Origin of the sequence: Prochlorococcus sp. MIT 1011 (assembly GCF_047305235.1) — a bacterium.
Lineage (GTDB): Bacteria > Cyanobacteriota > Cyanobacteriia > PCC-6307 > Cyanobiaceae > Prochlorococcus_B.
The window spans coordinates 773,262-791,821 of sequence record NZ_CP138983.1 but is presented as its reverse complement, the minus strand read 5'-3'; the positions used below and the strand labels follow the sequence as shown (position 1 = coordinate 791,821).

At 37.5% G+C, this 18,560-nt stretch carries 22 protein-coding genes; 10 read left to right on the top strand and 12 right to left on the bottom strand.

Translation table 11 applies throughout. From position 1 onward, the window contains the following. Positions 1-37: 37 nt before the first annotated feature. From hsdR to SIB75_RS04540, 3 genes are read right to left on the bottom strand one after another with little or no spacing between them, the layout of a single operon-like run. A complete protein-coding gene (gene hsdR / locus SIB75_RS04550; protein WP_413684365.1) occupies positions 38-2,347 on the bottom strand; it encodes an EcoAI/FtnUII family type I restriction enzme subunit R in 2,310 nt (769 codons plus the stop codon). Continuing rightward, positions 2,344-3,462, bottom strand: coding sequence for a restriction endonuclease subunit S (locus SIB75_RS04545; RefSeq protein WP_413684363.1), 1,119 nt, complete (start codon positions 3,460-3,462; stop codon positions 2,344-2,346). Before SIB75_RS04545 ends, hsdR begins: the two co-directional genes overlap by 4 nt. Beyond that, positions 3,462-4,916, bottom strand: a complete 1,455-nt coding sequence (locus SIB75_RS04540; protein WP_413684361.1) for an N-6 DNA methylase — start codon at positions 4,914-4,916, stop codon at positions 3,462-3,464. The genes SIB75_RS04545 and SIB75_RS04540 overlap by 1 nt, the downstream gene beginning before the upstream one ends. Positions 4,917-5,105: 189 nt before the next feature. Between SIB75_RS04540 and SIB75_RS04535 the strand changes: the two genes are divergently transcribed. From SIB75_RS04535 to SIB75_RS04500, 8 genes are read left to right on the top strand one after another with little or no spacing between them, the layout of a single operon-like run. Continuing rightward, the gene (locus SIB75_RS04535; protein WP_413684359.1) at positions 5,106-10,034 is read left to right on the top strand and encodes a DUF4011 domain-containing protein; all 4,929 of its coding nucleotides are present in this window, start codon (positions 5,106-5,108) and stop codon (positions 10,032-10,034) included. Positions 10,035-10,046: 12 nt separating this feature from the next. Further along, the gene (locus SIB75_RS04530) at positions 10,047-10,577 is read left to right on the top strand and encodes a hypothetical protein (protein WP_413684358.1); all 531 of its coding nucleotides are present in this window, start codon (positions 10,047-10,049) and stop codon (positions 10,575-10,577) included. A gap of 4 nt (positions 10,578-10,581) precedes the next feature. Continuing rightward, positions 10,582-11,406: a M28 family peptidase gene (locus SIB75_RS04525; protein ID WP_413684356.1), complete on the top strand. Its 825-nt coding sequence runs from the start codon at positions 10,582-10,584 to the stop codon at positions 11,404-11,406. Between the two features lie 2 nt (positions 11,407-11,408). After that, positions 11,409-11,612 (top strand): hypothetical protein, encoded by a 204-nt coding sequence (locus SIB75_RS04520; RefSeq protein ID WP_413684354.1) that lies wholly within the window; start codon positions 11,409-11,411, stop codon positions 11,610-11,612. 25 nt (positions 11,613-11,637) lie between these two features. Next, on the top strand, positions 11,638-12,429 hold the full coding sequence (locus SIB75_RS04515) for an SIMPL domain-containing protein (RefSeq protein ID WP_413684353.1): 792 nt from the start codon (positions 11,638-11,640) through the stop codon (positions 12,427-12,429). A 22-nt stretch (positions 12,430-12,451) separates the two neighbouring features. Further along, positions 12,452-13,078: a hypothetical protein gene (locus SIB75_RS04510; protein ID WP_413684351.1), complete on the top strand. Its 627-nt coding sequence runs from the start codon at positions 12,452-12,454 to the stop codon at positions 13,076-13,078. After that, complete coding sequence (locus tag SIB75_RS04505) at positions 13,069-13,359, top strand: hypothetical protein (RefSeq protein ID WP_413684350.1); 291 nt, start codon at positions 13,069-13,071, stop codon at positions 13,357-13,359. The genes SIB75_RS04510 and SIB75_RS04505 overlap by 10 nt, the downstream gene beginning before the upstream one ends. Beyond that, positions 13,356-13,706, top strand: coding sequence for a hypothetical protein (locus tag SIB75_RS04500; RefSeq protein ID WP_413684349.1), 351 nt, complete (start codon positions 13,356-13,358; stop codon positions 13,704-13,706). Before SIB75_RS04505 ends, SIB75_RS04500 begins: the two co-directional genes overlap by 4 nt. Positions 13,707-13,732: 26 nt before the next feature. Here SIB75_RS04500 and SIB75_RS04495 read toward each other — a convergent pair whose 3' ends face one another. From SIB75_RS04495 to SIB75_RS04475, 5 genes are all read right to left on the bottom strand, one after another. After that, positions 13,733-14,080, bottom strand: a complete 348-nt coding sequence (locus tag SIB75_RS04495) for a hypothetical protein (protein WP_413684348.1) — start codon at positions 14,078-14,080, stop codon at positions 13,733-13,735. Between the two features lie 261 nt (positions 14,081-14,341). Beyond that, the gene (locus SIB75_RS04490; RefSeq protein ID WP_011294605.1) at positions 14,342-14,467 is read right to left on the bottom strand and encodes a chlorophyll a/b-binding protein; all 126 of its coding nucleotides are present in this window, start codon (positions 14,465-14,467) and stop codon (positions 14,342-14,344) included. Continuing rightward, entirely contained in the window at positions 14,467-14,613 is a 147-nt protein-coding gene (locus tag SIB75_RS04485; protein WP_011294648.1) for a high light inducible protein, read from the bottom strand. Before SIB75_RS04485 ends, SIB75_RS04490 begins: the two co-directional genes overlap by 1 nt. After that, positions 14,613-14,732: a high light inducible protein gene (locus SIB75_RS04480; RefSeq protein ID WP_011294968.1), complete on the bottom strand. Its 120-nt coding sequence runs from the start codon at positions 14,730-14,732 to the stop codon at positions 14,613-14,615. Before SIB75_RS04480 ends, SIB75_RS04485 begins: the two co-directional genes overlap by 1 nt. A gap of 34 nt (positions 14,733-14,766) precedes the next feature. Further along, complete coding sequence (locus tag SIB75_RS04475) at positions 14,767-14,973, bottom strand: high light inducible protein (protein WP_413390745.1); 207 nt, start codon at positions 14,971-14,973, stop codon at positions 14,767-14,769. Positions 14,974-15,369: 396 nt separating this feature from the next. Here SIB75_RS04475 and SIB75_RS04470 point away from each other — a divergent pair, with 396 nt between their 5' ends. Beyond that, entirely contained in the window at positions 15,370-15,534 is a 165-nt protein-coding gene (locus SIB75_RS04470; RefSeq protein ID WP_156095753.1) for a hypothetical protein, read from the top strand. A 239-nt stretch (positions 15,535-15,773) separates the two neighbouring features. Here the strand turns inward: SIB75_RS04470 and SIB75_RS04465 are convergent, their stop codons facing one another. Then, positions 15,774-16,037 (bottom strand): hypothetical protein, encoded by a 264-nt coding sequence (locus SIB75_RS04465; RefSeq protein ID WP_413684345.1) that lies wholly within the window; start codon positions 16,035-16,037, stop codon positions 15,774-15,776. A gap of 5 nt (positions 16,038-16,042) precedes the next feature. Further along, entirely contained in the window at positions 16,043-16,321 is a 279-nt protein-coding gene (locus SIB75_RS04460) for a DUF3764 family protein (protein ID WP_413684344.1), read from the bottom strand. 160 nt (positions 16,322-16,481) lie between these two features. Here SIB75_RS04460 and def point away from each other — a divergent pair, with 160 nt between their 5' ends. Further along, positions 16,482-17,015: a peptide deformylase gene (def, locus tag SIB75_RS04455; protein ID WP_413684342.1), complete on the top strand. Its 534-nt coding sequence runs from the start codon at positions 16,482-16,484 to the stop codon at positions 17,013-17,015. Positions 17,016-17,062: 47 nt separating this feature from the next. Here def and SIB75_RS04450 read toward each other — a convergent pair whose 3' ends face one another. Both SIB75_RS04450 and SIB75_RS04445 read right to left on the bottom strand, forming a co-directional pair. After that, positions 17,063-17,464 (bottom strand): hypothetical protein, encoded by a 402-nt coding sequence (locus SIB75_RS04450; RefSeq protein WP_413684341.1) that lies wholly within the window; start codon positions 17,462-17,464, stop codon positions 17,063-17,065. Between the two features lie 14 nt (positions 17,465-17,478). Beyond that, positions 17,479-17,979: a hypothetical protein gene (locus SIB75_RS04445; RefSeq protein ID WP_413684339.1), complete on the bottom strand. Its 501-nt coding sequence runs from the start codon at positions 17,977-17,979 to the stop codon at positions 17,479-17,481. Positions 17,980-18,560 lie beyond the last annotated feature (581 nt).

The window sequence follows — 18,560 nt, the reverse complement described above, 5'->3', positions numbered from 1 at the left end:
CATTTTTCCTATATACCCCCCCCCTTTATTAATAACACTACGCAGCAATCTCCTTATAGAGATATTGCTGAAAATCTATAAACATTTTCTGAATATCCTGAACACTTCCTAGCTGTTCTTGAGCAGCATTAATACTTCCATATTTTGCTGTTAAAACCGTACTTAATTTGCTTATATCCAATTCATCGACACCTACTTCAACATAATTTCGCAAGACATATTCCACAAACTCTCTTTGATTTTGATTCAACAAGTTCAAAATATTTGATCGATTAGTTTCGACTCTTAATTCCCTAGTGACAGGTTTTTTAGCGTAAGCGATGTATTCAAGGACATCAAACAAATCACTATTCTTTGCATTGATTAACTCTTGTAGCTTCCTTAAATCATCAACAGGGCAGCCTTCTCTTTCAAGCTTTTCAAGAAGATCCTTTCTTGTCATTGGATTAGCCCAAACTCTGCGTAATTCGGCTTCACTTCCCAACAGCTGAGGTAATTTGATCTTGTCAAAGAGACGTTTAAGAAATTCTTCTGCACTAATTGGTTTTCCATCTACACAGAAATAAGTACTAGTCATACTTTGTATTTCTCGAACCTTGCCATCACTCAACTTAATACGAACTTTTTCGACTGGAGTGGGGCCAGGTGGACGTGGTCGTGGTGGCGTTGGCGGAGTAGTTACTCCACCGCCGATGGTTATGGGAGGTTCTGTAGGAGGTCCATCCCAACCATTGTCATTAAACATTTGATATGCATTAACAAAATCAATAATTGTGAAATAGTATTTCCCTTCAAAAAGTCTTGTACCTCTACCGATGATCTGCTTAAACTCAATCATATTGTTAACTGGACGAAGAAGAACAACATTCCTGACGTTTCGCGCATTAACTCCAGTACTTAGTTTCCTACTTGTAGTGAGAATGGTTGGAATTAATTTTTCATTATCTTGAAATTGCTTTAGATACATTTCTCCAATAGCTGCATCTTTAGCAGTGACACGAACACAATAATCAACAGGTTTATCATCGACCTCTTGATTAATGAACTCTCTTATCATTGCGGCATGTCGCTGTGTAGCACAGAAAACCAATGTCTTCTCGTCATGATCAATAGCAGCAAGCAATTCTTGAACGCGCTTTCTTTCTCTATCTTTAATTTCGATTAGGCGATTAAAATCTTGTTCTTTATAAACACGTCCTTCTGCTACCTCTCCTTCAATTATTTCGTCATCACTGGTGTATTGATATTCATCAATTGTCGTTTGAATCCTCTTTACTTTGAATGGAGTTAAAAAGCCATCTTTGATGCCTTCTTTAAGGCTGTAAATAAAAACTGGATCACCAAAATATTTATAAGTATCAGTATTAGTTGTCCTTTTAGGTGTTGCCGTTAACCCCAAATGTACTGCACTAGAAAAGTGCTTTAGAATTTCACGCCAGTTACTTTCGTCGTTTGCTCCACCTCTATGACACTCATCAATAATGACCAAATCAAAAAAGTCTTTTTCGTATTGTCCAAAATATGGCTCACTCTTTTCTCCGCTCATGAAGGTCTGAAAAATAGTGAAGAAAATGCTTCCGTTCTTTGGAACTTCTCCTGTTTTTGCAATATCTTTTGGGTTGATACGAACCAGAGCATCTTCTTCAAAAGCAGAGAAATCTAGGAATGCTTGATTGGCAAGAATATTTCGATCAGCAAGAAAAAGAATACGAGGTTGACGTTTTGCATCTCTTTGAAGAGTCCATCTACTCTTGAATAACTTCCATGCAATTTGAAAAGCAATAAATGTTTTACCTGTTCCAGTAGCAAGGGTTAGCAGGAGGCGATCCTTATTATCAGCAATCGCATGAACAACATGATTAACAGCAAGTTCTTGATAATAGCGAGCTTGCATTGTTCCGTTCTTATCTTCAAAAGGAACAGCATTGAAACGATCACTCCACTCGTTAGTTTCTTTAAAAGTTCGTTGCCACAACTCTTCTGGAGAAGGGAATGAAGCAACTATTCCTTCAGTTTTTGAGTCGTGATTAATCTCATAGATTTCTTTACCGTTCGCTGCATAGCTATTTTTAATTCTAAGTTTTTGTGCATATAGCTTTGCTTGTGCAACTCCTTCGCTAACTTCTAACTCATTACTTTTAGCTTCTACAACAGCAAGTTTGATGTTTTTGTACTCAAGAACATAGTCAGCTTTTAACTGCCCCGTACGTATACCACCTGCTCTTATTTCTCCATCATTGATTTGATATTCCCGACGTACACGAACACCCGTTGCAGTATCAGTTTTCCATCCAGCTGCTAAAAGCTGTGGATCAATAAGTTCAGCTCGGGTATCTGCTTCGTTCATGCAACCTCACATTGGAGTTCCTTGGAAAGGATTGCTGATTTCAACTGAATTAATGCATTTTGTTTTTTTATAAATATGCTTTCGAAAATCGCAATATTTTCACGTAAAGCATTTGTTCTTTTTACTAAAAAATTCTGCTCATCAATCTCAACACAAGGGAAGTCAACCTGCTTTGCCGTAGTTACATTGAAATGCTTTTGAGCTGCACCTACTACTTTACCTAGTACCATTTTTTTTCCAAATTGTGAATTAAAGAAAAGAACTAAAAATTCAGAAGAAAGATTTTTTCCAGGAGTAAAAATCACTAAATCACTGCAATTTGCTCCTTCCCATTGTTCGGTAACTTGAGCAGCTGTGCCAGGATAACCTGTTCGCACAACACAAACATCATTTTTCCTAAGTTGAGACTTAGAAATTTGTTTATTGAACTTTTCGGATATAAACAGCAATCCTTTTTCGGAAATCTCATATGGACGTATGCTTTGCGAACGAAGGAATGGCACTCCATTATCGACATATTGATTCGACATTTTACCAACGTATCCAACAGTAATTTTGTCGCATAGTTGTTGTAATTTCTCAGTACTTCTATCAGTTAACAATTTCGATAAAATTGAGCTGATCTTTGAATTATATGTATCTTGAATGGCAACCTTTTGATCAATAACTGTCTTAATTAAATTATCAATCTCAGCAAAAGCAGCATCAAGCTTGGCTACGATGCTCTGTTGTTCTGCGAGTGGGGGTAAGAAAGGAACATTGAAATTCTGAATATCACCTTTTGAAATAAATGGTTGAGCAGTCCCACGTTTGGGTAACTCAATTGCAGTAAAAAGGTAATACAAAAATTTACTGAAAACCTTATCTGCTTTAGGAGTAAGAGTAATTGTATTTTTGATAGCGGTGAAACGCTGTTGAGGAAAAAACATTTTTCCGCACTGAGCACCTATCGCTGACAAAACACAAACATCTGCTTCGTGTTCATAGTGGTTAAGTTTTCCATCACCGCCGGTAGCTGATACAGCAAGAAATTTCCCATCTTCAACATAAGATTTTTTTGTAATAGCGGTGTTGCCCCAATCAACCTTACAAATATCACCCAACGTAGTAGCCATCACAACAACTCCTTTATTTTTTGAAGAGCTTGCGCTGCTTGCACATCAAGTTGTTCAATCTCAGCGATAATTTCTTGAGGTGTACGATTATCGATCTCTTCAACAGTATTTGGATTGTTGACTGTTAGATCCCAAGTCTCAGTATTAACCGATCCAATATCGACTAACCAACTATTATCGCTTAATTGTTTTGTCTTAGCCGTTTCAACAAAATCAGCCAAATCACGTTCATTCAACGAGTTTGTTTTACCCATACTTCTACCAACATCAAGCTGGTAGTACCAAATCTTTTCAGTTTGTTTGCCTTTCTCGAAAAACAGGACAACTGTCTTAACTCCTGTTCCTATAAACGATCCTTGAGGCAAGTCCAAAACAGCAAAAAGATTGCATTCCTCAAGAAGCTGCTTACGCAGTGCAACGCTTGCATTATCGACATTGCTTAAAAACGTATTTTTAATAACGACTCCACATCTTCCACCAGACTTCAACATCTTGATGAAATGCTGCAGAAACAAATAAGCAGTTTCAGAAGTCTTGATAGGAAAATTTTGCTGTATCTCTGAGCGTTCTTTTCCACCAAATGGAGGATTAGCAAGTATTACGTCAACTCTGTCTTTTTGTTGAACATCAGCAAGATTCTCAGCAAGAGTATTTGTGTGAACAATATGAGGTGCTTCTACTCCATGAAGAATCATATTCATGATCCCTATGACATAAGCAAGACTCTTTTTCTCTTTGCCAAAAAAAGTACTGTTTTGAAGTTGTTGATATTCAGCTGCATTTAATTCCTTGCTGTAACGCATCCAATCGAACGCCTCACATAAGAAGCCCGCACTCCCTACTGCTCCGTCATAAACAGTTTCTCCAATTTGAGGATTGATAACTTTGACGATGCTTTTAATAAGAGGTCTAGGAGTGTAGTACTCACCTCCATTTCGACCAGCATTGCCCATATTCTTTATCTTGTCCTCATAGAGGCTACTCAGCTCGAGTTTTTCCTCATTACTAAGGAATTTCAGATCATTGACTTTGTTAATGACATCTCTGAGGGAATAACCGCTTTGCAATTTATTGCGGAGTTCAGAGAAAATCTCACCAATCTTGTAATTAATACTGCGTGGATTCTCTGCACTTTGCTTGAAGCCTGCTAAGTGAGGAAATAGCTCTTGATTCACAAAATCAAGCAAATCATCTCCAGTGAGTGCAATGTCGTAATTCAGCTTTCCATCATTGGTCTTGGGATGTGCCCATTGCTCCCAACGAAATTCATTATCAATGATTCTTTCGTAAGTTTCACCATTTAAAAGAGCTGCAGTTTCTTTATCTATTTCATAGTCATCAAGATATTTAAGGAAAAGGATCCAACTAGTTTGTTCTATGTAATCAAGTTCACTACTACAACCAGCATCTTTCCAAAGGACATCATCAATATTTTTAAAAGCCTCTTCGTACATTCAGAAATATCAAACTGATAAGTAATTCTTAATCCTAGGAATATAAAAGGATTTGAACTGTATTTTTTTCAAAAGATCATACAAATATCCATCAAAAGCCCTCTTTTTTGATCAAAAGATACGAAAAAGAGCTTAAAAAACTATGAGGAGCTAATTTAACTAGATGTGCTATCACCTTAGGATTATCAAGTGAGCAGGCAGTTAAAAGCAAAACTAGAAGAACAACGCAAGAGACTGCTTGATCTAACAAGCAGAAACAAGCTTCTTAACTACAAGCATGCTGGTGCTAATCCGAGATCAAAAAGACAAAGCTATCTGAGAATTGTTGATGAGATTCCTGAATTTATTATTGAAAGACTTGAGTCAGAAAAAAACTTTGAACTAATAGCCAAGCCAAAAGACAAAGAATATGAGGTTGACCTAAAACTTATTTCTGAAGTTGAAACACTATCAAAAGAACAAAAAGACAACAAAATACAAGTTTTAGAAGAGCTTGATATTTTCAAACCAAGCTGTGAAAAACTGCGAAACGATAATCGTCTTAGCAATCAAGAGAGAGGTATTAATGTTCTTCAAATTGCAATAGGTTTTCTAAGCTGGTTTGAAAGCAAAGGTATTACGAAAGAGGAAGAGAGACTATCTCCATTACTTCTATTCCCAGTTGAAATAACACGATCAAGATCAGCGACAGGATACAAATATTTTCTAGAGAGCACAGGCGAAGACCTAAAGATCAATACAACTTTATGGCGAAAATTAAAAGAGGTTGAAGGTCTATCTCTTCCAGACCTTGAATTAGATGAAGAAGGTGCTCCAAAAATCAAGAAGCTATTTCAATCAATCATTACCCTATTAAAGAAACGGAATAGCAAAGTTAATCGTTCCGAGTGGAGTTTAAAAAGCTGGTCAACTGTAGGGCTTTTCTCCTTCTCTAATATCTCTATATACAACGATCTAGATTTTGATAATTGGGATGGTAACCCTCTTGAAGAGAAAGAAGTTCTAAAAAGCTTTGTTCAAGGAACACCCTGTGGGGCTCTTGAATCAATGGGTAGCTTAGAGCTATATCAGGACAAAGAAGAAGTATCAAATGGCATTGACGAAGTACCAAGATTAATAGCTGATGCAGACAGTACCCAATATGCAGTAATTAAAAAGTCTCTAGAAGATAAAAGTTTAGTAGTTCAAGGTCCTCCAGGAACAGGGAAAAGTCAAACAATTACTAACATAATTGCATCTCTTCTTGGTAAAGGTAAAAGGGTATTATTCGCAGCAGATAAGCTTGCAGCACTAGAAGTTGTTCACAATCGTTTAGCTGACAAAGGTATAGACCAGTTTTGTCTTGAGGTTCACAGCACAGGAACAGCTAAAGCTAAAGTTATCGACAACCTAAAAGAGCGGTTAAGTCTCGAGTCACCAAGATTTTCAAAGAAAAAACATCAAGAAAGCTATCAAAAGCTAAAGGAGCTTAGGAAAGGATTAAATGAGCACTCAGACGTTTTAAATAACCCTAGGGATTCAGATAAAGGTGAGGTTACTATTCATGATTTAATTTGGAGCCAAATCAACTTTGATTTAGATGTTTCATCCAAAGAAGAAAAAGAAGCTTTTGAGAAAGCAGCTTCTATAAAAGTAGACCAAGTATCTAAAGCAAGTATTGACCTTCTATCAAAAACACTAAATAACTTATCGAGCAAAATTAAAGAATTAGAAACACTTGGTCTCGTCGAAATAATTTCAACAGATGGTATACCTGATACCGAAACAAACCTATCAGCACTTATTTCGAAAGCTACAGATTCATTGCCCGTCCTAATTGATCTAGTCAAGGAAATAGATGAATCCACTTTTAGCTGGAAGCAATTAGAGCAATTAACTTCTGATGACTTAAATACAAAAGAAAAGCAAATCAAAGAACTAACTCAAACCTATTCAATTTCTGGAAATCAACCTCTCAATAATCAACGTCTTGATGAATTAAGCAAAATACTGGAGAAAGTGATTGAAAGAGAAGCTTCTCAAGACGGTTTAGAGCCATGGACTGATGGATTCTTGAATAATCAAGATAAATTCAACTCAGTCAAAGAATGTCTTGAAAAGATTCTTGAGGCATACTCAACCGACTATGAACACATTCAATCAGTTGAAGAATGCATCGAAGCACTACAAGTATCTACAAATTTACTTAGAGATTTAAATAGAAAATTTTCGCGAAAAGATAAATCATTGCCCACAAAATGCACTATCTCTTTGTTAATTAATGCATTAGAGACAGTAGAAAGTATTGGCAACAATTCGCTCGAGGCAATTCATACACTTCTAACAAGGACTAGTCATGCTGATGATATACAACAATGTTTTATTGCTATAAAGGAAATACAAAAGACAACTTACCTCGCAATAAAAATCCGGGAGAAGGGATTAGACCCTTTAAAAGTTTGTGCTATTGGAGCTGATCGTTTCGAAGGCGCTGAGCAAGCAATTAAATCAGCAGGATTTCTTGGTTGCCTCTTTGATAAAGATGTCCGAGCAGCCAAAAACCTTTGGAAACAGTGCTCATTAAAAGGCTTTAAAAGACCAAAACTATCTTCTTTAGCAAGAGTTTATTTATTCGCCAAGGATTACTCAAATCGAATCCAAAATGAAGAGAAGAATATAAAAGCACCAGGGTTCGGCCTAGATCAAATCAAAGACCTTGCCGAAAAGATTGAGCCAACAGAAGAACTTTTGCATTCCTTAGTTTCATATAAAAGCAAATCTCAAGAGATACCACTTACACAAGATGGTAGTGAGTCATTATTGAATATTTGCTCTGATATTTTCAACTCACAAGAGACCTCGATCTCAAAAGAACTTCAAAAGAGTTCTATAGAGAAAATAATGGAAAAGACCCTAGAAGAATCTCAACCGTTAGTAAGTAAGCTTTCAGCGAATATCAAGACAAAGGTAAGCCTTCTAGACGAGTCAATTGCACGAGAAATAAATAAGCTTAGCTGGACGGGGTTAGATGATTTATTACAGGATATAGAAGGGTATCGAGACTCAGCAAATTCATTATCAAAAACTTTAGAAGACATTGCTATCTTTGATGCTTCAGGTTTGGAATATTCAATGACTTCAAAACAAATAGATGAGTTAATTAGACATATCAGTTCGATGGACATATCAAACTGGGAACCAAAGATCAAAAGTTCTCTTGAGTCCTCTGGACCTATATCGACATTGGATTTAATTAGTCAAATCAAGGGAATCAAGAGCAATCAAAAACATTTCACAGACTTGATAAATAAAAAGCCTTTAAGTTTATTTCTTCAAGATAATGAATGCCTATTGTCTGAAAAAGAAATAGAGCCCAAAACAATAAAGAATAAGCTATCTCTTCTGGATAAATTAAAGGAACATCAGCCAGATGTTCTTCAAATACTAAGAGATAAAAAGAGCCTAAACAAAGCAGGTATTGAAAATGGTTTGCCTGAAATTATTAAATTATCTAATACGTACAACATTGAAGCTTCTAAATTATTCAAATACGCCTCATTGAATGGCCAGTCATTAGAGATAGGACTAGAAGATAAAATTAGTAGTTTTTCAGGAACTGCTCTAAGTTCCTCACGTGAATTATTTTGCGAGATAGATAAAGAGTTTATTTCATCTACAAGCGAATATCTTTATCACTCCTTGTGTAGCTCTACAAGTAGTTGTTTGTTAGACGGAAATTCATATGGAAGTCCAAAAGACTTTACAGAAGGTCCATTAATCCAACACGAGGTGAAGAAACAAAAGCGTCATATACCAATGAGACTTCTACTAAGCCAAGCATTTGAGAGCATTTCAAACCTAAAACCTTGTTGGATGATGTCTCCTGCCTCTGCTGCTGAGCTTCTACCAAAACAATCGGATATTTTTGACGTTTTAATAATCGATGAAGCTTCTCAAATGAAACCTGAAAAAGCTTTTTCTCTTATCGCAAGATGTAAGCAGTTAATCATTGTCGGAGATAGAAAGCAATTACCACCAACAAATTTCTTTCAAAAACAAGATAGTCAAGCAGAAGATGAAGACATCGAGATTGAAGATAATGAATCGATTCTTGAATTAGCAGATAAGGTCATTAGTAATAATGGATGCTCTCTTGGTTGGCATTATCGATCTAGGCATCAATCATTAATTGCATTCTCAAATCATTACTTCTACGACGATGCTTTAACCATTTTTGCATCGAACTCCGTTGGTTCAGAAGTTAAGTTTCATCCTGTTGAAGCGCCTAACTATAGAGGTGGAGTGAATCTTCCTGAAGTAGAAGAAACAATCACTGCACTAAAAAAACAAATCAAAGAAGCTCCAGACAAATCAATCCTTATTGCAACGATGAACGAAGCTCAAACGTCAGAGTTAAAACTTGCATTAGAAAAAGAACTTTCAAAAGATCCTGATTTAGATGCATTTACAGCAAGGCATAAAGGAACCCTCGATGAACTAGTTGTGAAGAATCTAGAGAACGTACAAGGTGATGAAAGAGACGTCGTAATCATCTCGACTGTTTATGGACCAAATGCAGAAGGAAGAGTTATGCAAAACTTTGGACCAATAAATAAAGATGCTGGGTGGAGACGATTAAATGTCTTGTTTACTCGAGCTAAACATCGGGTCATTCTTGTCTCATCCCTAAAGCCTGCGGACATAGTCGTCACACCAAAATCAAGTCGAGGAGTACAGGCACTAAAAGATTATTTAGCTTATGCACAAACAGGGAGAATTACAGATACAGGCGTAAAAACGAGTGGTGATATAGAAAGTCCATTTGAAGAAGCTGTTTTTAATTCTTTAAAAGAGCGTGGTTATCAATTAGATCTTCAGGTAGGAGTAGGAGCGTATCGAATAGATATGGCAATTAAAGATCCTGAAGATCCCAGTAAATATCTTTTAGCGATTGAATGTGATGGTGCTGCTTATCACTCTTCTTATAGTGCGCGTTCGAGAGATCGACTTCGTCAAGAAGTTTTAGAAGGTCTTGGTTGGAAGGTCTATCGAATTTGGTCAACAGATTGGTTTAGAGATCCCAAAGGAGAACTTGATTTACTTGAAAAGGAAATAAATTCACTTAAGCCCACCAAATAAGACTCAAACAAAATGAGTGAATCTAACGAAAAAATACAAGGATACGAACTTAATGAAGAAGAGTGGGATCTTGTAGACATATTTAAGAACCCAGATGATCTAAGCAAAGCTGAATGGCAAAAGAAATATCCTATAAAGACTAGAGAAGATTGGGATATTCTTCAAAAAGAACTAGATAGCGAATGGAGTGAACTCTGGTCTAAGCCACCAGGTAGAGAACTTCTAAAAAGCAATATAAATATTGTGCTTCCTGAAATTAAAAGTCAGAGAAAACTTATAGATCTTGGTATTTCGCGAGTAGGACTACTTATTAAAGAAGACTATTTAATTGCAAAGGATTTGAGCCAAATGAGTTTCGACAATCTATTAAACATTCATCATAACCTTACAGCTCAAGGAGTGTTAGATATTTTCGTTAAACTAAGCAAACATAAGATTATCAAAGATCAACTTGTAGTTGAATTAAAAAAAGCTCTGGAAACATTAGCTCTAAATTGGACAGGGAAATATGTTCCCTATAAAGATCAGACAAATAAATTCTAAAAGAATGAATAAGCAACAATTAATAGAAGACCTAAAGGAAATCGCAATTCTTCGTCATTCAAAATGGGACCCATTGGGATTAATGGCAGTACGTAGTTATGTCAAAGAACGCCTATCTTCTTTAGGGCAAGTCGAAGAACACCTTTTCAAAGAAGGTTCTGAAGAAGGAGTTAATTACATACTTAAATTTCCAGGTAAGAAACCAAACCTAGATCCAATCCTTATAGGTGCTCACTATGACGGTCCTATTCAATCACCTGGAGCGGATGACAATGCGAGTGGTGTTGCTGCATTGCTTGAGCTAATAAGATATTTAACTGAGTACCCTCCAAGGAGACCAACATGGATGGTTGCTTTTGATCAAGAAGAATGGGGATTACTTGGCAGTAAAGCCCTATCAAAAGAGTTAAAAGCAAAAGGGCAAAAGCTCAAACTCATGGTCAGTCTTGAGATGCTTGCCTTCACATCTGAAAAGCAGGATTATCCTCTCCCCGCCATGAAGAAGATCTATGGAGAAAAAGGAAATTTCATTGCATTAGTAGCCAATACAGGTTGTGCTGCCATGCTTCCTGGCTTGTCATCAAGCATGGGGAAATATCTCCCAACAAAAGTTCTACCTGTTCCTTTAAAAGGGGATGTTTTACCTGATGTGCGACTAAGTGATCACAGCCCTTTTTGGGACGAAGGATACAACGCAATGATGATTACTGATACGTCATTCTTGAGAAATCCTCATTATCACGAGCCAACAGATACTATTGACACTCTTGATTTAGATTTCTTCTGTAAGGTTGTTGAAGGACTTATTGAAAGTCTTTTCAGACTATAACGTTGAGAAATAAGAAGTCTGAACCTTCAAATAAATTAGTACATTCAAACTCTTGCGAGTCCAATCAAGATATTGCATCATCAGGAACCAACTCACAAATCGGAATACTCTCAAGAATGTTTCGATGGGAAGCGAAATACCAGTTCCTTGGTCAATCACAGAAAGCCAGAGATTCATCTATTCGAATTGAATTGATTTTTCGCTAGATACAACTCCTCACAATTGAATCCAATGAAAGTTCTATCTCTCATAAGAGCTTTACCTTTTAATGCGCTTGAAATTATTCGACGCACTCCTCCTCTAGTTTTTGCCACAACTGTTTTATCAATTGGTGGACTTATTGGATTTACAAGTGCATCAAAGATTTTGGTAGATGGTCTAAAACCTGCAGCAAACAGCATCACAGTTACTGGAGCAAGTACAGAACGAATAGAAAGTGATTTTGCAAAATGGGACATCAAGGTTGAAACGACAGGAAATTCTCAGATTGATTCATATAAAAAACACAAAGTATCTATCGAAAAAACAATGACTTTCCTTGATCGTTATGACGTTAAGAACAATGACTACCAATCAGTTGCTCTATTACCTGCCTCAACCTCAAAAGTAATAAACAAAAACCCTAAAACAGGTGAAATAATTTCTAAGAAATGGGTCACTACACAATGGATCGAAATTGAAAGTAATGATGTTTTTAATATTGATCAAACATATAGACAGATGAGTGATCTGCTAGGTAAAGGAGTTCTTGTAAGGCCAAGTCGACCAGAGTTCACATACACAAAACTCGCGACTAAACGAGTGGATATGCTTGCAAAAGCGACAAAGGATGCACATACAAGAGCTGAAGCTATTGTCTATCAAACGGGTTCAGAACTTGGCAGTGTAAGGAAGGTTAATACAGGCGTATTTCAAATCACAGTACCGAACTCAACAAGAGTAAGTAGCTGGGGGTCTTACGACACAAGCACAATCAAAAAAGACATCACTGCTGTGATGGGAGTCACATTCGAAGTCAATTAAACAGATTTAATAAATGTCGTTCATGGAAACAGGTAACTGGCGCATCGTAATGTTGATTGATGGCACTGACACGGAAGGGAAAGCTACGTATCAACAAATCTATCAACATCAAGATGGTAGGAAGGCTTGTGTAGGTCCTGGGTATTGCAGTGATCCAGATTTGGAATGGCTTCTATTACAAAAAAATAGAAAGATTAAGGCATGGAATACAAGACATACAAAAAGAAAAACAATCATTCGTTATGTTTTTTATGCAGCCTGGATCTTCATTCTCATTCAGGGAGTCCTAGCAATTCCAGAGCACGGAGCTTGGGTTCCATTTTCAGTATGGGGATATGGAGCAACACAAACATTCAGTTTTGGACTTATTAACGGCTTTAGAAATTTACTAATTCCTAATTCAAATTATCTAGGCAACCCAAAAGACATTTCTCTCAATATCTTTGGTTGTTTAATTTTTCTATTTCTTAGCCACTGGCTTATTGATATTGGAAGATTTAATAGCTTATCGATTTTGTTTGTACAGCTACCACTTTTCTGGTTTGGCTGTTTCATGGGATTCATCGAAGAGTTATTAAAAATTTGGACAGATGCAGAGCTTTCAACAAAACCCCATTCACCTTCAACCCGAGAAAAACTATGTGTTTAGAACCAGAAGACCATATGGACTGGTACGACAGAACAAAAGCTCTTTCAACTGAAAGACTCCATAACTTAGATCTCTACTGGAGAGACAACTTTGAGAACTCGGTTCATCAAGAACTTCATTTAATGGTTCAAATGATCTTGGTTGAAAGAGGTGAACAAACCTTAGAAATGAAAAGGCAAGAACAAATCAAAGAACTAAATCGATCTCTCAGGCTATCCAATCCTTTTGGTCGAGTTGTTTCAGGATTCAAAAGTGTATTCACCACGAGAACAAAGTCATGAGTAAAACAAACAAAAACGAGAAGGTACAGAGACAACTCGAGATAGATCAACTTGATGAAATGCTGTGGCTGTCTACCCCTCTAGGAAAATTCATGAGTTCTATCAAAAAACAAGCGAAGAAGGTTTATCCTTCATCAAAACCAAATAAATACACTCAAAGAGCTTGGGTAGTTCGCATCCCCAATGCTTTTGTCAGCAATAGATCTAAAGACTCTCATGGATTCCAAACTGTTGTAATTGCTGAAACACCTGATCAAGCATTAGAGATGGCTTCCGAGTCTAGTAAATGGGAAGTATTAGATTTCGCAGTAAGTGATTTCCAGGTTTTCCCAAATAATCCTCTTTAGCATTCGATTAATTTCTTTTTAAATCATTATCTTTGCTTTTGCTTGCGATCAGAACCTAATCCACACAACTCAATCAAAGCTCTTGCATTACTAGCGACAGCTGATGGCTTACCCAAAACAAGACTTTTTTGAATAGCGCTTTGAAGATTCGCCACTAATTGAGAAGTCAATTGAGGTCGACTTAAGTCCATCTCATTTAAGTCCTCTTCCAATAATTTGTAGGCTGCAGCAGTAATTCTTCGTGATTGCCTTCGGCTTAATCGATAAGTTTCGGCCACATGGGACGTAACCACTGATGCACCATTTCCTTGAACAAGCATGGATGCAGCTTCACCAATACGTAATTCAAGTTCAGCTTTAGAGGCTCTGGCCATAGTTCTAAATTCGCCCTAGACCCAGTGCTCCAGGCACTTTTGCCATAGCAATGGATTTAAGCGTTTGTTGGCGCTTTGTTGGCTCAATCGGGCCAACAAAAATGGGCTCAGCTAGATAATAGCCAAACCCATTGCAAATAGTATGTTTTTAGAATCGGGGCGACAGGATTCGAACCTGCGACCTAGTGCTCCCAAAGCACAAAAAAAGCCCCTTCCGTAATGACAGAGAAGAGGCTTTTTTATTAGATTCAAAAGTTAGGTCTAAACAATTCCTGGAATGATCCAGCCTGTTATTCCGTAATTAATTACAGCTGCAAAGAAGCCCATCATCGCAAGACGGCCGTTCATTTGCTCGGCTGTTTTCCAGTAGTTAGTTTCCTTGTTCATTACACAACACCTGGAATGATTTGACCGGTTGTTAGGTATGCACCGATTAGTGCCCAGCATCCAACAAATGCTGCGTAGCCATTGAGTCTTTCAGCAATAACTTTACCTTCTTCTACTCTTGGAGTTTCTGTAGTTTGGTTTTTCATTAAACGACACCTGGGATAAGTTGACCGGTCGTTAGGTAGATACCTGTTAGTAGAACGAATGCCATCATGGCTGGTCTGCCGATGCTTCTCTCTAGAATTGTTTTGTTAGATGGTTGCATTGTTTTTAGTAGTTACTTATTAGTAGTTATTGGCTTAGAAAATTCCAGGAATGATTTGACCTGTTGTGAAGTATGAAACCAAAAGGCTGATCATGCCGATCATTGCCCAACGGCCATTGGTCTTTTCTGCTTCCTCTGGATAGCTGGTGTAGTCCTCTACAAGCTGAGGCTGTGTTTCACGGCCAAAGATGTTTTGCTTGCCGTACTCAGTGATTACCTGAGAAGAAGATGAACTTGTCATTACTGGAATTGCGTTGATGTGAATGAATGTAAAGTATGAATTTTCTAAATGAAAGATACGGTCGGGTACGGCTTCTTCTAATACTTAAGAGCTCTTAATCTCAAACACTAAATACATCAACTCATTAGAGAGATATTGATCCAATGATTAGATCTATTGATAACCCTCATAAGTATAAATAGCCCGAACTGGTTAGCCCTACTTCTACCGTCCTACTCCTAATGAGAACTTCTTTTATATTTCATTCATCTTTTAATCACCCAGTCCAAACTTTTAGTCATGCTTGCAATCAACAAAGCCACTGCTGCAAAACTAATCGTTCTCTGGAATCTTCCTGCACTTCTTTTATTAGCTGGTGCTTATGAAGTTGGTACTACCGTATTTGCTTAACTAACAATGACATCATCTGATAACAGCCCAAAGAATTGGTCCGAGTGGAACAACACAAAGCATTTCACTGATTATTCAAGAGATTCAGGTACAGGCAAATTTGTTCGCTTTACCATTGCTGCCTTACTCTTCGTTCCTGTTGGCTTTCTTGCTTACATGACTACTATATAAAATCAAATGACTTCAACAAACACTACTAGAAATAATAAAAGATTCGGGAAAGTGATTGCCTACGGCATAGCTGCGAAATTATCAATCTTTTCTATATTTCTTATTTATATGATGAGGGGTTAAATCATGACAAGACAAGAAAAAATAAAAGCCGCTGAAGAGAGGATCAAAGAATTAGAAACTCTCATAAAGCATTTAAAAAAATAGAATTTATTTTTAGGTTATCTAATAACAAGAATCTACACAGGTCCTTCAAGCTTATAAACAATATCTTTGCAGTTGTTAGCTTTGTCCCATTCTCTAGCGAAGGGATTATCGAGTATTTTTGCAAAAGCTTCTAAGCTTGTGACGTTATAGAAAGAGTGTGATTTATGATTGTTGATTTTGTTTAGCTCGTAGTCAATAACAACTCCATCTCCATATTCTTTGACAAACTTTTCAATAGTTTCTTCGTAGTACTCAAAGGAGCAGTCAAAAGTACATACAATAAATAGTTTTTCCATTTCTCTTAACCTGCTAAGTAACTCGTAATAACGGTTGAATCATATATATGACCTGTAGCTTCAACAGCTTCTCTACTTGCTTCAAAAAAAGCTTTTGCAATACCCTCTTCTGCTTGATGGATCACTACAACTAATTCAGGATCATCTTTACTAACACCTCTGTATAAAGGTTTTATTGAGTTAGCCTCGTGCATTGCAACAACCTCCGGGCTATCAAATCCCTTAGCCCAATCTGCAAACGGAACAGAAATCTTGAAAGTAAATACTGTAGTCTCCTGAGCCATCCAAAATAATTACAAGTCAACAGAGCATCGCATATATCTTCTGGATTTTCTAGACGGGAGGACATCCTTTTAGGCTCTACTGACAAAAGTATTTTTCAAAAATAATCTCATACACATGTGCTTGATCGAGGTAAGCTATTGCTGACGGCATGATTGGTATATGGGGATTCGGAATGTTCTACGAATTGGTCATCCGGCATTGCGTAGACGCGCGGTAGAAGTCCCTGATGACTGGTTTGGCAGTCGACGTCTACAGGAACTAATAGACGATCTGTTCGATACTAAATTGGCTTGTTCTGGAGCAGGGCTAGCTGCACCGCAGATCGATGAACCTTGGAGGGTTCTTGTTGTTGGTATGGACCACAACCCTCGATACCCCGAGGCTCCTCCTTTACCTGAACTTGTATTGATCAATCCTGTTCTCAAATCAATTGGAAAGGAATTGATCTCTGGTTGGGAGGGTTGCCTAAGCGTGCCTGGGTTGCGCGGTGAGGTGGAGCGGTGGCAACGTATTCAGCTAAAATGGCAAGACCGAGAAGGGGCTTCCCATACAGAAGAGTTGCAAGATTTCCATGCCCGAGTCGTTCAGCATGAAAACGATCACTTGGATGGTGTGCTTTTCCCTGACCGTCTTACCAGTCCACTAGCATTTGGATTTACGGATGAGCTTCAGGCTCATGGGCGGATTCCTTAAGCCTTATGTTTTTTCTTTAGTAAAGGTGCAAGTAGACAGCGTTGCCTCTAATTCCAGCCAAAACAATATTTTTTTCTTATCTTTAACTTAGTTTCCGTATCACCTTCGCTGCTAATACAGGTCTTAAAGGCTTTGAGAATTAGTGAGTTCTTCTCTTCTAGATCGAGTTCTCGATAACTGCATTGAGTACCAGCAGTAGAAGGGAAGTATTTATATTTTTCATCTAGGGCTTCTGGAAATAAATAAGTTATTGGCCAGGAATATTGATCTTCTCCATGTCCATCTAATTTCAGTCCTCTACCAGACTTAGAGATTTCTACAAGGTGCTTAGGCTTACCATCTTTGCAACGAACTTCTATTCCATCCTGATAAGAGGGGTAGTAATAGATTCCAGCATTAACAGGTACAGCAATTCCAAATATTAACGGTACAAGTAGTAGACGTTTCATTCTCATACAGATAGTTATCCAGAAGATTTAACTTGTCCCATTTGCAAACCAGTTAATTTAATTAATTCTATTTGAAGTTTTTTTGCTGTTCTCTTATTTAAAAATCTAAAACTCTGAACGTAATTTAAACCATCATCTTGTTGTCCCATCACTGTAAAAAAGACATTTTTCCCATTACCTAATCTTGCACCTGTTTTCCCTCCTCCAAACACACCAACGGCCAATGCCACTGGACAAAATACTCCAGTCATACAAGCTGCAGTACCAACAGCTAATCCAACCGTACCTCCAGCAGCACCTCCAGTAGCACCTGAAGCAAGGTTGTATTCATCTCCACCTCTATACCATTGAGTAATTTTTTCTTTTGCTATGAAGCCTTGAGGACCAGCCAAACCAGTTTCATTAATAGTTATTTGACAATCATTGTTATTGCAGAGTGCATCATAGGTGTCTGCAATCGCGGCGGTAGGTGACAAAAGCCCAGCAGTCAGGGCAACAAATAAAAGGCGGCGCATAAATTAACGAGTCGAAGGCGTAGAAATCGTTGGTTCTCTCTCGGCATTAAAGCATTTTTCAAAGAAATGACATCTATTACATTCTTTTTCGAATAGCTTTGTGTCAAGCTCATGAATCCTCTATTGCTTTTTATCAGGGAGTTAGATATCAATAAAAATCAGAATTAACAGCTATAGAAAATACGGTCTGAATTAGAAAAAGATCGGTGATATTACGGCGTTAGTCCTACAACAATTAGGAGAAAGTCAATGGCTTGAGGACTAGGCAAAAGAAAACCCCCACGATGGGGGGTTAACTAAAACTGTGTGAGGAAGTTTTTTGAAGGGAAAAACTGAACATTCCACCCCTCGGGTTCTCAATAAAAAGTGCAGACCTAATGAACTTTTATTGGATTAGCGAAGAGAGGACAGGATTTCGACGACCGTCCCCCGATCTGGCTTGATGATGTTTCCGTAATACGGCATCAACTTGGTACTAATTTAAAAAGAACTTATCTAGTCCTGATGTTCGGTTCGGGTAGGGCTTTCCAAACTTTGCTTGTTCTTTGGGTTGATTTTCGCCTATATATGTAATTGAGGCC